This is a genomic window from Agrobacterium vitis (genome assembly GCF_013426735.1).
GTDB lineage: Bacteria > Pseudomonadota > Alphaproteobacteria > Rhizobiales > Rhizobiaceae > Allorhizobium > Allorhizobium vitis_D.
This window is the reverse complement of sequence record NZ_AP023273.1, coordinates 416,864-432,037: the sequence shown is the minus strand read 5'-3', so window position 1 is coordinate 432,037 and position 15,174 is coordinate 416,864. Positions and strand designations below refer to the sequence as shown.

The following is a 15,174-nucleotide window of genomic DNA, read 5'->3' as shown; positions in this document are numbered from 1 at the left end:
CCAAAAACTGAATTTCATCGTCGCGGATACGGCGGAAGAAATGAAAACAATAATTTATCCGCACACATAAAAAATGAGGGTGCCGCAAAGGCGCGAACAAACAAACTGGGGATTAAAGGCATGAAATTTCGTCTATTCGGCGGAGCTGTGGCCGTGTCGGTTGCCGCTTTGCTCACCAGCCCGGCTGTTGCTTTTGAAGGCAGAAGCGTTGTGGCGCCTGATTGCAACTATGGTGGCAAGATCAAGTCCATCATTGCGACCGACGAGCACACGGTGACCTTCTCCATGTGCTCGCCTGATCCGGCCTTCAAAGCCAAGGCAGCCTTCGTGCCCTTCGGCATCCAGCCCGCCAAGCATATCGAAGAGGCTGGTCCGAAGAAAAAGCTGCTCGAAAATCCGATCGGCACCGGGCCGTTCAAGCTGGAAAGTTGGAATCGCGGCGATTCCATCACCATGACCCGCAACGAGAACTACTGGGGCGCCAAGCCAGCCTATGACAAGCTGGTGTTTCGCTGGAACCAGTCCGGCGCGGGCCGCCTGAACGAATTGCGCTCCGGCACCGTCGATGAAATCACCAATATCAGCCCTGATGATTTCGACAGCGTCAAGAACGACGCGGACCTGCAATTCCTGCCGCAGGAAAGCCCGAACATTCTCTATCTCGGCATGGTCAACACCGCCAAGCCCTTCGAGAATGAGAAGGTGCGTCAGGCGATTGCCATGGGCATCGATCGCCAGCGCATCGTCGATAATTTCTATCCAAAGGGTTCGGTCGTCGCCACGCATTTCACCCCCTGTTCGCTGCCCAATGGTTGCGCTGGCAAGGATTGGTATGGGTTTGATGCCAGTGCGGCCAAAAAACTGCTGGCCGATGCCGGATTCCCGAATGGGTTCAAGACCAAGATCTACTACCGAGATGTGTTCCGCGCTTATCTGCCGGAACCAAGCGTTGTGGCCGTCGAGTTCCAGACGCAGCTGAAGAAAAATCTCGGCATCGACGCGGAAGTGGTTCCGATTGAATCGGGTAAATTCATTGATGATACCTCCGCTGGCCGGATCGATGGGCTCTATCTGCTGGGTTGGGGGGCTGACTATCCGCATGTCACCAACTTCCTCGATTATCACTTCGGCAAGACATCGAAAATGTTCGGCACCACCTTCCCGGAAATTACCGAGGGGCTGACCAAGGGCGGAACGATTGCTGAGACAAAGACCGCGGAACCAATCTATGCGGCTGTCAACGATGCAATTCGCCAGCATGTGCCGATGGTGCCGATTGTCCATGGCGCTGCCGCCTATGCCGCGCGTGCGACCTTGAAGAATGCCATCGTCCGTCCCTTCGGCTCGCCACGGCTGCAAGATTCTGATCCGGGCAAGGATACGCTGGTCTTCATGCAGAATGCCGAACCGATCAGCCTCTATTGCGGCGATGAAACGGATGGCGAAACGTTGAACGCCTGCACGCCAATCACCGAAACTCTGCTGGATTACGCGAAAGACAGCGGCGATATTGTTCCCGCTCTGGCCACCAGCTGTGATGCCAATGGGGATTCGACCGTTTGGACCTGCAAGCTGCGGACCGGCGTGAAATTCACCGACGGCTCTGATTTTACCGCCAATGATGTGGTGGTATCCTGGGCGGCGGGCATTGATGCATCCAATCCGGCCCATGTCGGCAATACCGGCTCCTTCGACTATTTCTCCTCCCTCTGGGGCGGGTTGATGAACGCCAAGAAGTAATCTGAGGATTTCGACGCTTCGGGCTAGGCGTAAATGTCTGGCCTGTGGCGCCTTGCTTGATCGTTTTTATATGCCGCTTACCCCCTCTGGCTTGCCGGGCATCCCCCCTTGAGGGGGAGATGCCCGGCAAGCCAGAGGGGGTATCCTGGCGCAGCCGCCTGTTGATGACACCTGACCAAGCCAAACGGCGCTGTAAAATCTGGTAATAAGGACCTGCGATGCTTGGATATGCAGCCAAACGCCTGCTGATTTCCATCCCGGTGATTTTCGGCATTCTGATCGTGACCTTCGCGCTTGCCCGGTTAATCCCTGGCGATCCCTGCAAGGCTATGCTGGGAGAAAAAGCCACCGCCGAGACCTGCGCCGCCTTCATCACGCGCTATGGCTTCGATAAGCCGCTGCCAACGCAGTTTTTCATTTATATGGGCGATATGCTGCGGGGTGATTTCGGCACATCGGTGCGCTTCTCGCGGCCTGTGACGCAGATCATTATCGAGCGCCTGCCGATGACCGCCGAGCTTGCCATGCTGGCGCTGATCACCGCGACCATTCTCGGTGTCGGGCTTGGCGTTATTGCTGCCCGTCGTCATAATTCAGCAGCCGATGTCGGCACGATGATCGTTGCCAATGCCGGTATTTCCATGCCGGTGTTCTGGCTGGGGCTGATGCTGGCCTATCTGTTCGGGGTGATGCTGCGCGGCACGCCCTTCTGGCTGCCGCCATCCGGGCGGCTTTCCGCCGGGGTCAATTCCATTCCCTTTTACGAGGTCTGGCACTGGCAATTGGCGGCCGATAGCGGCTGGAGCAAGGTGCTCGAATTCTTCTCCAACTTTTATATTCTGAACGCCTTGATCACCGGCAATTGGACGGTGTTCTGGGATGCCATACGCCATATGATCTTGCCGGTCATGGCGCTGTCTACCATTCCGATGGCGGTGATTGCCCGCATGACCCGCTCCTCGCTGCTGGATGTGCTGGGGCGTGATTATGTCCGCACCGCCCGCGCCAAGGGCGTGCCGGAAAAACGTGTGGTCAGCGAACATGCGCTGGGCAATGCGTTGTTGCCTGTGGTCACCATTCTGGGCTTGCAAATGGGCGCCCTGCTCAGTGGCGCCGTGTTGACCGAAACAGTTTTTGGCCTGTCCGGCGTGGGGCGTATGCTGGTTGAGGCGATTTTTGCGCGGGACTATCCTGTCGTGCAGGCCTTCACGGTGATGATTGCCGTGTCTTACGTGGCCATCAACCTGCTGGTGGACCTTTCCTACACCTATCTCGATCCCCGCATTCGCCCACAATAGGACAGTTCATGACGCGCTTGAATAGTGTATCGGCCAGTGCAGCAGAGGCCATTCTCGAAGATGGCCTGATTGGTGAACCGGTCGCCCAATGGCGGCGAACCTGGGGACGGCTGCTCAGACTGCGCTCCGGGCAGGTCGGGTTGTTCATCATTGGCATGCTGATCCTGATTGCCATTTTCGCACCAGTGCTTGCTCCTTATGATCCCGATCAGGTGTTGATCGGTGTCGAGCAGGTCAAGCGCCGCGAGCCGCCCTGTGTGCATCTGCTTGGATGTGACGCCAGCCGTCCGCAGCACATCATGGGTATCGATGGCAATGCCCGCGATTCCTTCTCGCGTATTCTCTATGGCACGCGCGTCAGTCTGGTTATTGGCCTCACCACCGTTACCTGCGCGCTGTTCTTTGGCGTGCTGCTGGGGGCGATTGCCGGGTATTTCCGGGGCTGGGTGGACAATATCATCATGCGGATCATGGATGTGATCCTCGGTTTTCCGTCTTTGCTGCTGGCCATTGCCATTGTTGCGGTTCTGGGGCCGGGCATTCGTAATGCATTGCTGGCCATTTCCATCGTCTCGGTTCCTGCCTATGCCCGCGTCACCCGCGCCAGTGTGCTGTCGGTGAAAACCTTTGATTTCGTAGCCGCCACACGGGTGCTGGGCGGCAGCAAATGGCGCATCCTGTTTCAAAGAGTGCTGCCCAATGCCATTACGCCAATTGTCGTGCTGGCAACGCTTGGGGTCGCCACCGCCATTCTCGATGCCGCCGGTCTCAGCTTCCTTGGCCTTGGCGCACAGCCGCCAACGCCGGAATGGGGGACGATGCTGGGGGCTGCCCGCAACGAGATCTTCTCCGCGCCGCATCTGGTGTTCTTTCCCGGCCTTGCCATCATGCTGACCGTGCTTGGCTTCAACCTTCTCGGAGACGGGCTGCGCGATGCCCTCGATCCGCGGCTCCATACGTGAGGACAGCATGACCCGGCCTATTCTGGAGATCCGCGATCTCACCACCCATTTCCAAACCCGATCCGGCACTGCGCGTGCGGTGGACAAGGTTTCTCTCAAGCTGGAAGCCGGACAAACGCTTTGTATTGTTGGCGAAAGCGGCTGCGGCAAATCCATCACGTCCCTTAGCATCATGGGATTGGTACCTTATCCCGGTACGATCATCGGCGGTGAAGTGCTGCTGGATGGAACTGATCTGCGCAGCATGTCACCGATGGACCTCAGCAAGGTGCGCGGCAACCGGATTTCGATGATTTTTCAGGATCCGTCCTCCTCGCTCAATCCGGTCCACACCGTGGGGCGGCAGATTGCCGAGGCCTACCGCCTGCATAAAAACATGGGCAAGCAGGAGGCCGAAGCGGCGGCAATCGCCATGCTGAAAGCCGTTGGCATTCCCGATCCCCAGCGACGCATGAAGGCCTATCCGCATGAAATGTCTGGTGGCATGGCGCAGCGGGTGATGATTGCCATGGCGCTGGCCTGCCAGCCGGAAGTGCTGATCGCCGATGAGCCGACCACCGCGCTGGATGTGACCATTCAGGCGCAAATATTGGATTTGATGCGGGATTTGCAGCGTGATTTCGGCACCGCCATCATTCTGATCACCCATGATCTTGGCGTTGTCGCCGAAATGGCCGATCATGTCGCCGTGATGTATGCAGGGCAGGTGGTGGAGCTTGCCGATGTCAGAACTCTGTTCAAATCGCCAAAGCATCCCTATACGCAAGCCTTGCTGCGCTCGGTGCCAGTGCTGGGCGAATCTCCTGAGATGCTGGAAGTCATTGAGGGCCGCGTGCCGCAATTGACCCATCTGCCGCAGGGCTGTCTGTTCGCGCCGCGCTGCACAGCACGGCGCGAGGCCAACGAGCCGCGCTGTCTGACCGATGTTCCAGCACTGACTGAAATCAACCAGGCCCATCACTGTCGATGCTGGCTGACCGAACCGGCCACGCTTGCCGGCGAACAAGAGGTTCAGCCCGCATGAGCGCCCTGATCGAAATGAACGGCATCAAAATGGCTTTCGCCGTGACTGGCGGGGCGTTCCAGCGGGTGAAAGGCTATGTCAACGCCGTCAACGATGTGAGCCTGACCATTGAGCGCGGGCGCACGCTGGGTGTGGTCGGTGAAAGCGGCTGCGGAAAATCCACGCTGGCCCGTATCGTGGTGGGCCTGTTTGCCCCGACCGCAGGCGAAATCATCTTTGATGGCAAGCAGATTGCCGGACCCGGCATGGGCGTTGACTTCGCTTCTTCCCGCCGCATCCAGATTGTCTTTCAAGACCCCTATTCCTCACTTGATCCACGGCTGCCGATTGGCGATTCCATTGCCGAAGGCCTTGTCATCCATGGCATTGGTGACAAGGCCAGCCGCCGCAAGGCCGTTGCCGACATGCTGGAACTGGTAGGCCTTCCACCGCAGGCCGCTGACCGCTATCCGCATGAGTTTTCCGGAGGCCAGCGCCAGCGCATTGGCATCGCCCGCGCCCTCATTCTCCAGCCGGAATTTCTGGTCTGTGATGAGCCAACCTCGGCGCTCGACGTGTCGGTGCAGGCGCAAATCCTCAATCTTTTGAAGCGGTTGAAAACTCAGCTCAACCTGACCATGATGTTCATTTCCCACAATCTGGCCGTGGTGCGCCACATTGCCGATGATGTGGTGGTGATGTATCTTGGCCATGCGGTGGAACTTGGTCCGGTGGAAGCGCTGTTTACCAATCCGCGCCATCCCTATACCAAGGCCCTTCTCTCAGCGACGCTGATTGCCGATCCTGACCGACGCGGCGAGCGGATCAAGCTGGTTGGTGAAATGCCGTCCCCGCTCAATCCGCCAACCGGCTGTCCCTTTCATCCCCGCTGCGCCTTGGCCAATGATCGCTGCAAGGCGGAAATGCCACTGATGACCATGACGGATACCGTCCAGGTGGCCTGTCATGCGGTTGAAGAAGGCCGGGCTTAAATTATACCAAGGAAACAGACCATGTCCTCACCCCTGTCAGCCCCGAAAATATCCATGGAGGAGCGGGTTCTCCGGCTGGAGACCCTTCGGAAAACCATGGCGGAAAAGGATATCGGCGCGGTGCTGATCGGCTCCACCGAGAGCCTGCGCTATTTCACCGGGCTGGTCTGGCATGGCAGCGAACGGCTTGTGGGTGCGGTGATTACAGCATCCGATCTCGTTTATGTGGTGCCGGGCTTTGAGCGCAGCCGGGTGGAGACATTGCCGCATCTTCCCGGCGAGATCAGGGTCTGGGAAGAGGACGAGAGCAGTGCGGCGCTGGTGGCGTCTTTCCTGCCACACGGCAGCACGCTTGCCGTGGACGATTCCGTGCCGCTTTTCGTCTACAATGCGCTCAAGCGCGAAATCGCGGCAGACCGGCTGACCGATGGCGGGCCGTTGCTGCGCGGTCAGCGGCTTCGAAAGTCCGCAACCGAGATCGCCATCATCCAATATGCGATGAACCTGACGCTGGATGTTCAGCGCAAAGCCCATGCCATGATCCGCCCCGGCATTGCCGCCTCGGAGGTCGTGCGCTTTATTGATGACGAACACAGGCGGCTGGGCGCCAGCAACGGCTCCACCTTCTGCATCGTCTCCTTTGGCGAGACCACGTCCCTGCCGCATGGGGCGGATGGTGAGCAATATTACCAGCCGGGCGATGTGGTGCTGGTGGATACCGGCTGCCGCATTGATGGCTATAACTCCGACATCACCCGCACCTATATGCTGGAGGAGCCAACTGCCGAGTTTGTTCGCATCTGGGAGATCGAGCGGGCAGCGCAGCAGGCTGTTTTCGATGCGGCCCGGATTGGCGTGACCTGTGGTAGCCTGGATGATGCTGCCCGCGAGGTGCTGACCCGCTATGGCCTCGGCCCGGATTACCAGCTTCCCGGACTGCCCCACCGCGCTGGCCATGGTCTTGGCCTTGAGGGACATGAGGAGCCCTATATCGTGCGCGGCAACACTGTTCGTCTTGAAGCGGGAATGTGCTTTTCCTGCGAGCCGATGATTGTCCTGCCCGGACAATTCGGCCTGCGTCTGGAAGACATCGTTTACATGACCTCGGATGGGCCGAAATGGTTTACCCAACCCGCCAAGGGGCCGACGGAGCCTTGCCCGGGATAAGGACAGTATCTGTCTGCCTAAAATAAAAGCAGCATGAAAAAATATGCAGAGTCGGATTGACTCATCTCTTTGTTCGTCTGAGTATGAACCAATTATCAATTGGTTCGAACCAATGCATGATTGACGATCACGACAATTCCAATCTCGCGCTGAACAAATTGCGTGAACTGCTGAGCTCCGGCCGGTTCAGTGCAGGGGAAAAACTGCCGACGGAGCGGTCATTGTGCGAGGAACTTTGCCTGGGCCGCCGTTCCGTTCGCGGGGCCCTGGAGGTTCTGGAAGCAGAAGGGCTTATCTGGCGGCGGCAGGGGTCTGGTACGTTTGCCGGTGCGCGCCCTGACGCATTTGATGACTATGTCGGTGCCCTGGTTGCTGGAACCGATCCGTTGGAAGTCATGGAAGTGCGTCTCCGGCTTGAGCCGCAACTGGCGCAGTTGGCGGCTATGCGGGCCAATGCCGTGGATGTGCAGGCCATGTATGATCTGGTGGCAAAGATCGGCGCCAGCAAGGATGCCGATGGGCGGGAGCTTTGGGATGGGGCGCTGCATCGAAAGATTGCCCAATGCGCTGGCAACAGCCTTTTCCTGGCGCTGTTCGATGTGATGAACCGGACGCGGCAGGACCCGGCCTGGCAGAATATTCGTGAACAGGCGCGGGCTTTTGCCCAAACCCGCCCAGTCACCCATGGCCAGCATCTCGCCATTATCGACCGGATTGCATCGCGCGACCCGATCGGAGCGGGCGAAGCCATGCGGACCCACCTTCTCACCCTGCAAGAGAGCCTGATCCGCATTACCTCGATCGATACCGCCGTCCACGTCGCAGAGGCATGACGGCCAAGAACTGCCTATCATCAGCATAAAAACAACAATGAGGGGAATGGCATGAAACTGAACAGAGTTTTGACCGCGCTGCTAGTCACCGCCGCTTTTGCCGCACCTGTGATGGCCGCTGACCTGAAGATCGGCTTGTCGGAAGACCCTGACGTGCTCGATCCGGCGCAGTCGCGCACGTTCGTGGGGCGTATTGTCTACACGGCGATGTGCGATAAACTGGTCGATGTCTCGCCCGACTTGAAAATCATCCCGCAGCTTGCCACCGGCTGGGCCTGGAGCGAAGGCGGCAAGGTTTTGACCATGACGCTGCGCCAGGGCGTGAAATTTCACGACGAAACACCCTTCAATGCCGAAGCGGTTGTCGCCACCATCCAGCGCAACATGACCATGCCGGAATCGCGCCGCAAGAGCGAGCTTGCCTCGGTTGAAAAGGTCGAGGCTATCGGCAGCGATACGGTGAAATTCACCCTCAAGGCCCCCGATTCGACCCTGCTGGCACAATTGTCCGACCGGGCCGGGATGATCGTCTCGCCCAAGGCCGCCAAGGAACTGGGCGCTAATTTCGGAAGCCATCCGGTCTGCGCCGGGCCGTTCAAATTCGTCGAGCGGGTGCAGCAGGACCGGATCGTGCTGGAGAAATTTGCCGATTACTGGAACAAGGATCAGATCTTCATCAACAAGCTCACCTATCTGCCGATTGTCGATAGCACGGTGCGTCTCGCCAATCTGCGCTCCGGCGATCTCGACATGATCGAGCGGGTGGCGCCGACCGATGCCGCCTCCATCAAGTCCGATGGGAAGCTGGACTTTGAACAGGCGGTCGGCGTCGGTTACATGGCGATGTATGTTAATATCGGCAATGGTCCTCGCGCCAATAACCCGCTTGGCAAGGACAAGCGCCTGCGGCAGGCCTTTTCGCTGGCCATTGATCGCGAAGCATTGAACCAGATCGTCTTTGAGGGGACGGCTCTGGCGGGCAATCAGCCCTTTCCACCGGTTAGCCCTTGGTATGATAAGCGGATTCCCGTGCCTGCCCGCGATGTCGAAAAGGCGAAAGCCCTGGTCAAAGCCGCTGGATTTGACCGGGTGCCGATTGAGTTGCAGGTTTCCAACAGCGCGACGGTGTTACAGATGATGCAGGTCGTGCAATCGATGGTCGCTGAGGCAGGTTTTGACGTGACACTGAAGACGATGGAATTTGCCACCATGCTTAACGAGCAGACGGCTGGAAATTACCAGATCAGCCGTTCGGATTGGTCCGGGCGCGTGGACCCGGATGGCAATCTGTATCAGTTCGTCACCTGCAAGGGTGGCATCAACGATACCAAATATTGCAATCCCGCCGTCGATACGCTGTTGAACGAAGCACGTCAGTCCACCGATGAAGCCGTGCGCAAGCAGAAATACGATGCGGCCGATGAAATCCTGAACGACGATCTGCCGATCATCTATCTCGGTCATCAATCCTGGCTCTGGGCGTCCAGCAAGAAGATCACCGGCTTTGTGCCTTCACCGGATGGAATGATCCGCCTGACGGACCTGCATAAGGCCAATTGAAGTCTTTCTTGTCGCTCTGATGATCCTGTCCCGGAAGCGATGTTTGTCAGGCGGCAGCTGCGCCGCCTGACACAAACGCCTCATTCATGCGGAGACCGTCATGCCCACTTTCCTTGCCCGGCGTCTGTTGCTGGCCATACCGACGCTGCTGATCATTTCTGTCTTCGTTTTTTCGCTGCAAAAGCTTCTGCCGGGAGATCCGGTGCTGATCATGGCGGGAGAAGACCGCGATCCCGCTGTGATGGAAAGCCTGCGCGAGAAATACCACCTGAATGATGCGATGCCCGTTCAATATGTAATGTGGCTTGGCGCCGCGCTGAAGGGTGATCTCGGCATGTCGTTGCGAACCAACCAGCCCGTGCTGGAATTGATCGGCGAGAAATTGCCCGTCACCTGCCAGCTGGCCATCATGTCGATGATCTTTGCTCTCGCCCTCGGCATTCTGGCGGCGGTCAAGAAGAATACGCTGATCGATTACCTGGCAAGCGTGGTGGCGCTGTCTGGTCTGTCGATCCCGAATTTCTGGCTTGGCATCATGCTCATTCTTCTGGTTTCGGTCCGGCTTGGTTGGCTGCCGGCCTCCGGCTATCAACCGTTCTTCTCCGACCCATGGATGTCGATGAAAACCATGCTGATGCCGTCTTTCGTGCTGGGCAATGCCTTGGCGGCATCGATCATGCGTCACACGCGATCCGCCATGCTGGGGGTTCTCAGTTCGGATTATGTGCGCACCGCCCGCGCCAAGGGCATGGCCGAACGTTCGGTCATCCTGTCGCACAGTTTTCGCAATGCCGTTTTGCCCATTGTCACGCTGACGGCCTTGTTGTTTGGCGAATTGCTGGCCGGTGCGGTGTTGACGGAGCAGATTTTCACCATTCCCGGCTTTGGCAAGCTGATCGTCGATGCGGTGTTCAATCGCGACTATGCCGTCGTGCAGGGCGTCGTGCTCTGCACTGCCATCGGCTTTATCCTCATGAACCTGATGGCCGATTGTCTCTATCTTCTTCTCAATCCTCGCATGAGGGCCAGCCTATGACAGCCATGAGTGAGGCCGCAACCGCCCCGTCCTACCAATCCGGAAGAGGCTGGCGAAAACTGAAAGCCAATAAGGCGGCATTGGTTGGCCTTGGCATCATCCTGTTCTTTCTTACGGTGGCGCTGCTGGCGCCGTTGCTGCCCATTGCCGATCCCTTGGCGTCGAGCTGGTCAGCCATTCGCAAGGCACCGTCGCTGGCCCACCCGTTCGGCACGGATGACCTTGGCCGCGATATCATGTCCAGGATGATCTGGGGGGCGCGTGCTTCGCTGGCCGCAGGAATTTTCTCCGTGGCGATTGCCACCATCCTCGGTGTTCCGCTTGGCATCCTCTCCGGTTATTTCGGCGGCTGGATCGATATGGTGATTTCCCGCGTCACCGAGGCCTTCCTGGCAATGCCTTTTCTGATCATGGCCATCGCTCTTGCCGCCTTTCTTGGGCCAAGCCTGACCAATGCGATGATCGCCATCGGGCTTTCGGCACTGCCAACTTTCATCCGGTTGAGCCGAGGTCAGGTTTTGGCCGTCAAGACGGAAGATTACGTGGAGGGCGCCCGCTCCATTGGCCTTGGGCATGTTGCGATCATGAGCCGTTACATCTTTCCCAATATCCTGGCGCCGGTTCTGGTGCAGGCAACGCTGACGGTCGCCACTGCGATCATCGCTGAAGCCAGCCTGTCTTTTCTGGGGCTTGGACAGCAGCCGCCAGCGCCCAGCTGGGGCTCGATGCTGAATGTCGCCAAGAATTTTCTCAGTCAGGCGCCGTGGATGGCCATTTGGCCGGGCGGTGCGATTTTTCTCGTCGTCATTGGGTTCAATCTCCTGGGGGACGGGCTGCGTGACGTTCTCGATCCGCGCTCGTCCTGACGCAAACAGCTAAGATACATCATCATTTCAATTCTGGGATATATGCTATGACTGACTTTACCACCCGGCCTGAAATTCTCGGCACCTTTGGCGTTGTTACCTCCACCCACTGGATTGCCTCTGCCGTCGGCATGGCCGTACTTGAAAAGGGCGGCAACGCCTTCGATGCTGCCGTCGCCACCGGTTTCGTGCTGCAAGTTGTCGAGCCGCATCTGTGCGGTCCGGGCGGCGATATGCCAGCCGTGATTTATTCGAAAAACAAGGACAAGGTGGAGGTCATTTGCGCCCAGGGGACAGCACCGGCGGGCGCCACCATCCAGCATTACACGGTGGAAGGGCTGGATCTCATTCCCGGCGATGGCCTGCTGGCAACCGTTATCCCCGGCGCCTTCGACGGCTGGATGCTGATGCTGCGCGATTATGGCACGATGAGCGTGCGCGACGTGCTGGAACCAGCCATTTATTATGCCGAAAAGGGCCATCCGGTTCTGGCCAGAGTTTCGGCCACCATCAAGGGACTTGGCAGCTTCTTCGAACAGCATTGGCCAACCTCGCACCAGACCTGGTTGCCGGGCGGCTTCGCCCCGGAGCCGAATAGCCTGTTTACCAATCCGGTTCTGGCCGAGACCTGGAAGCGGATCATTGCGGAAGCTGAGGCCAAATCCGGTCGCGAGGCGCAGATTGAAGCAGCGCGCGACGCCTTCTACCGTGGTTTCGTCGCCGAACGCATTGATGCCTATGTCCAATCCACGGCGGTGATGGATGCGAGTGGCGCGTGCCACAAAGGCGTGCTGACGGCTGACGATATGGCGCAGTGGTCTGCGACCATAGAGGAGCCGCAAACCTTTGACTATCATGGCTGGACCGTGGCCAAGACCGGACCATGGGGGCAGGGGCCGGTGCTGTTGCAGGCTCTTTCTCTCCTGAAAGGCTTCGATATTGCGGCCATGGCCTCCGATGGCCCGGATTTTGTTCACACCGTCACCGAGGCCATGAAGCTGGCCTATGCCGACCGGGAGATTTATTATGGCGATCCGGCCTTCGCCACGGTGCCGATGCAGCATTTGCTGAGCGAGGCCTATGCCGCTGAGCGTCGCGCATTGATCGGTGAGACGGCGTCTTTCGATCTGGTGCCGGGCCGGGTTGCGGGCTTTGAAGATCAATATACCCGCACCATGGAGATGTTGGGTGCCACGTCGAAAACCGGGGCGGTGTTCGAACCGACCATGGCGCATTTGAGCGAAAAGCGCGGCGACACCGTGCATATCGATGTGATCGACCGCGACGGCAATATGGTTTCCGTCACGCCATCCGGCGGCTGGCTGCAATCCTCGCCCATCGTGCCGGGGCTGGGCTTCTGTCTCAATTCACGGGCGCAGATGTTCTGGCTCAAACCCGGACTGCCCACCTCACTGCAACCTGGCAAGCGCCCGCGCACGACACTGACGCCATCGATCGCGTTGCATGAGGGCCGTCCCACCCTGTCGTTTGGCACGCCGGGCGGCGACCAGCAGGACCAATGGCAGCTGTCGTTCTTCCTGCGCTATGTTCATCATGGCTTCAATCTCCAGGCTGCCATCGATCAGCCGCTGTTCCATACTTCGCATTTCCCCGGATCGTTTTATCCGCGCACCCGTGAGCCGGGCAGCCTGATGGTGGAGAAGAATTTTCCGGACGCGACGATTGCCGAACTGGCCAGACGAGGCCATGCCCTGACCGTTGCCGAACCATGGTCTATTGGCCGGTTGACGGCTGCGCGGCGCGATGCCGATGGACTGTTGCGGGCAGCGGCCACGCCCAGATTGATGCAGGCCTATGCGGTTGGACGATAAGTCACGCCTGGGGCTGTAGACCCGATCACCAATGAGGACCTGTCATGAAAACGCAAACACCTGCACCGATCTTGTCCGTACAGGGGCTGAATACCGCGTTTCTGGTGGATGGACGCTGGAAAACCGTGGTCCGCGATGTGTCCTTCGATGTGATGGCGGGCGAGACGCTCGCCATTGTCGGCGAGAGCGGTTCGGGCAAAAGCGTGACATCGCTATCGATCATGCGGCTGCTGGCTGAACAGAGCAGCCGGATGACGGGCAAGGTTCTTCTTGAGGGCCGCGATCTTCTGACCGTGTCGCGCAAGGCCATGCAGGCTGTGAGGGGCAGGGACATGGCGATGATCTTTCAGGAGCCGATGACCAGCCTCAATCCGATTTTCACCATCGGCCGGCAGATTTCCGAGGCCTTGATTGCCCATGGAGGTCTGTCCAAAGGCGAGGCGCGGGCGCAGACCATCCACCTGCTGGACAAGGTTCGCATTCCCAATGCCAAGGCGCGGTTTGATGATTATCCGCATCAATTTTCGGGCGGAATGCGCCAGCGGGTGATGATCGCCATGGCGCTGGCGCTGAAACCGAAAATCCTGATCGCCGACGAGCCGACCACGGCCCTTGACGTGACGATCCAGGGCCAGATCCTTGATCTCATCAAGCAATTGCAGGCGGAAGAGGGCATGTCGGTGCTGTTCATCACCCATGACATGGGCGTGGTGGCCGAAATTGCTGACCGCACCATGGTGATGTTTCGCGGTGATGTGGTGGAAACCGGCACGACGAGCGATGTTTTTCACAAGGGCCGGCATCCCTATACCCGCGCCCTGCTCTCTGCTGTTCCACGCCTGGGGGAAATGGGCGATGCCGCCTGGCCACGGCGCTTTCCGGTCGTCGATATGGCGACCGGCGAACGGGTGGAGCCCACAGTCGTCGCCGATACTGTCGAGCGGGGCTTGACGCCGGTTCTCCAGGTGCGGGATCTGGTGACGCGGTTCGACATCAAGGGTGGGTTGTTCGGCAGAAAAACCGGCGTGATCCATGCCGTGGAGAATGTCTCCTTCGATCTTTTCCAGGGCGAAACACTATCGCTTGTAGGAGAGTCGGGCTGCGGAAAATCGACCACCGGACGTTCCGTCATGCGGTTGATCGATCCACTCAGCGGCTCGGTCCAACTGGATGGTTACGATGTTCTGTCGCTGCGAGGCCCCGATATCAACCGGATGCGCCGCTCCATTCAGATGATTTTTCAAGACCCTTTCGCCAGCCTCAATCCACGCATGACGGTGGGTGCTTCGGTGGCCGAGCCGATCACCACTCACCGGCTTGCCACGCACCGGCAGGCGCGCGACAAAGCTGCCGACCTGATGGAGCGGGTGGGCCTCAGCGCCGATATGGCCAACCGCTATCCGCATGAATTTTCCGGCGGGCAGCGCCAGCGCATTGCCATTGCCAGGGCGCTGGCGCTGAACCCGAAAGTCATCGTCGCCGATGAAAGTGTGTCGGCGCTTGACGTGTCCATCAAGGCGCAGGTCTGCAATCTACTAATGGATCTGCAAGCCAGCCTGAAAATCGCCTTTCTGTTCATTTCCCACGACATGGCAGTGGTGGAGCGGGTCAGCCATAGGGTCGCTGTGATGTATCTCGGCGAAATCGTCGAGATCGGCCCGAGAGCTGCTGTCTTCTCCAATCCGCAACATCCCTATACCCGAAAGCTGATGAAAGCCGTGCCGGTGCCCGATCCTTCCCGCCGAAATATCCGGCGCGATCTGGACAGCGAAGAGCTGAAAAGCCCGGTGCGCCCGCTCGGCTATCAACCGCCCAAAAGACGCTATGAATTGGTGTCTCCTGGGCACATGGTTATGCGGGATGAAGCGAGGGTATGATAGGATTT

General features: G+C 58.7%; 12 protein-coding genes. All 12 read left to right on the top strand.

Annotation, left to right across the window (positions count from 1 at the left end):
• Positions 1–120: 120 nt before the first annotated feature.
• The 12 genes from H1Y61_RS19265 (at position 121) to H1Y61_RS19210 (ending at position 15,166) form a co-directional block, all read left to right on the top strand.
• Positions 121–1,740 (top strand): ABC transporter substrate-binding protein, encoded by a 1,620-nt coding sequence (locus H1Y61_RS19265; RefSeq protein WP_180575099.1) that lies wholly within the window; start codon positions 121–123, stop codon positions 1,738–1,740.
• A gap of 218 nt (positions 1,741–1,958) precedes the next feature.
• Positions 1,959–3,038: an ABC transporter permease gene (locus H1Y61_RS19260; RefSeq protein WP_180575098.1), complete on the top strand. Its 1,080-nt coding sequence runs from the start codon at positions 1,959–1,961 to the stop codon at positions 3,036–3,038.
• Between the two features lie 8 nt (positions 3,039–3,046).
• Complete coding sequence (locus tag H1Y61_RS19255) at positions 3,047–4,000, top strand: ABC transporter permease (RefSeq protein WP_012653731.1); 954 nt, start codon at positions 3,047–3,049, stop codon at positions 3,998–4,000.
• Positions 4,001–4,007: 7 nt separating this feature from the next.
• Positions 4,008–5,024, top strand: a complete 1,017-nt coding sequence (locus H1Y61_RS19250; RefSeq protein ID WP_235680944.1) for an ABC transporter ATP-binding protein — start codon at positions 4,008–4,010, stop codon at positions 5,022–5,024.
• A complete protein-coding gene (locus H1Y61_RS19245) occupies positions 5,021–5,995 on the top strand; it encodes an ABC transporter ATP-binding protein (protein WP_180575096.1) in 975 nt (324 codons plus the stop codon). The genes H1Y61_RS19250 and H1Y61_RS19245 overlap by 4 nt, the downstream gene beginning before the upstream one ends.
• Before the next feature lie 21 nt (positions 5,996–6,016).
• A complete protein-coding gene (locus tag H1Y61_RS19240) occupies positions 6,017–7,162 on the top strand; it encodes a M24 family metallopeptidase (RefSeq protein WP_180575095.1) in 1,146 nt (381 codons plus the stop codon).
• A gap of 116 nt (positions 7,163–7,278) precedes the next feature.
• The gene (locus H1Y61_RS19235; RefSeq protein ID WP_180575094.1) at positions 7,279–7,995 is read left to right on the top strand and encodes a FadR/GntR family transcriptional regulator; all 717 of its coding nucleotides are present in this window, start codon (positions 7,279–7,281) and stop codon (positions 7,993–7,995) included.
• 51 nt (positions 7,996–8,046) lie between these two features.
• Entirely contained in the window at positions 8,047–9,555 is a 1,509-nt protein-coding gene (locus tag H1Y61_RS19230) for an ABC transporter substrate-binding protein (protein WP_180575093.1), read from the top strand.
• A gap of 100 nt (positions 9,556–9,655) precedes the next feature.
• On the top strand, positions 9,656–10,591 hold the full coding sequence (locus H1Y61_RS19225; protein WP_180575092.1) for an ABC transporter permease: 936 nt from the start codon (positions 9,656–9,658) through the stop codon (positions 10,589–10,591).
• Positions 10,588–11,457, top strand: coding sequence for an ABC transporter permease (locus H1Y61_RS19220; RefSeq protein WP_180575091.1), 870 nt, complete (start codon positions 10,588–10,590; stop codon positions 11,455–11,457). The genes H1Y61_RS19225 and H1Y61_RS19220 overlap by 4 nt, the downstream gene beginning before the upstream one ends.
• A 47-nt stretch (positions 11,458–11,504) precedes the next feature.
• The gene (locus H1Y61_RS19215) at positions 11,505–13,289 is read left to right on the top strand and encodes a gamma-glutamyltransferase family protein (RefSeq protein WP_180575090.1); all 1,785 of its coding nucleotides are present in this window, start codon (positions 11,505–11,507) and stop codon (positions 13,287–13,289) included.
• Between the two features lie 44 nt (positions 13,290–13,333).
• Positions 13,334–15,166 (top strand): ABC transporter ATP-binding protein, encoded by a 1,833-nt coding sequence (locus tag H1Y61_RS19210; protein ID WP_180575089.1) that lies wholly within the window; start codon positions 13,334–13,336, stop codon positions 15,164–15,166.
• The last annotated feature ends 8 nt before the right edge of the window (positions 15,167–15,174 follow it).

Coding starts and splice junctions, on each gene's coding strand:
- H1Y61_RS19225 (WP_180575092.1), top strand. CDS start 9,656: ATGCCCACTTTCCTTGCCCGGCGTCTGTTGCTGGCCATACCGACGCTG.
- H1Y61_RS19215 (WP_180575090.1), top strand. CDS start 11,505: ATGACTGACTTTACCACCCGGCCTGAAATTCTCGGCACCTTTGGCGTT.
- H1Y61_RS19250 (WP_235680944.1), top strand. CDS start 4,008: ATGACCCGGCCTATTCTGGAGATCCGCGATCTCACCACCCATTTCCAA.
- H1Y61_RS19260 (WP_180575098.1), top strand. CDS start 1,959: ATGCTTGGATATGCAGCCAAACGCCTGCTGATTTCCATCCCGGTGATT.
- H1Y61_RS19235 (WP_180575094.1), top strand. CDS start 7,279: ATGATTGACGATCACGACAATTCCAATCTCGCGCTGAACAAATTGCGT.
- H1Y61_RS19240 (WP_180575095.1), top strand. CDS start 6,017: ATGTCCTCACCCCTGTCAGCCCCGAAAATATCCATGGAGGAGCGGGTT.
- H1Y61_RS19230 (WP_180575093.1), top strand. CDS start 8,047: ATGAAACTGAACAGAGTTTTGACCGCGCTGCTAGTCACCGCCGCTTTT.
- H1Y61_RS19220 (WP_180575091.1), top strand. CDS start 10,588: ATGACAGCCATGAGTGAGGCCGCAACCGCCCCGTCCTACCAATCCGGA.
- H1Y61_RS19245 (WP_180575096.1), top strand. CDS start 5,021: ATGAGCGCCCTGATCGAAATGAACGGCATCAAAATGGCTTTCGCCGTG.
- H1Y61_RS19265 (WP_180575099.1), top strand. CDS start 121: ATGAAATTTCGTCTATTCGGCGGAGCTGTGGCCGTGTCGGTTGCCGCT.
- H1Y61_RS19255 (WP_012653731.1), top strand. CDS start 3,047: ATGACGCGCTTGAATAGTGTATCGGCCAGTGCAGCAGAGGCCATTCTC.
- H1Y61_RS19210 (WP_180575089.1), top strand. CDS start 13,334: ATGAAAACGCAAACACCTGCACCGATCTTGTCCGTACAGGGGCTGAAT.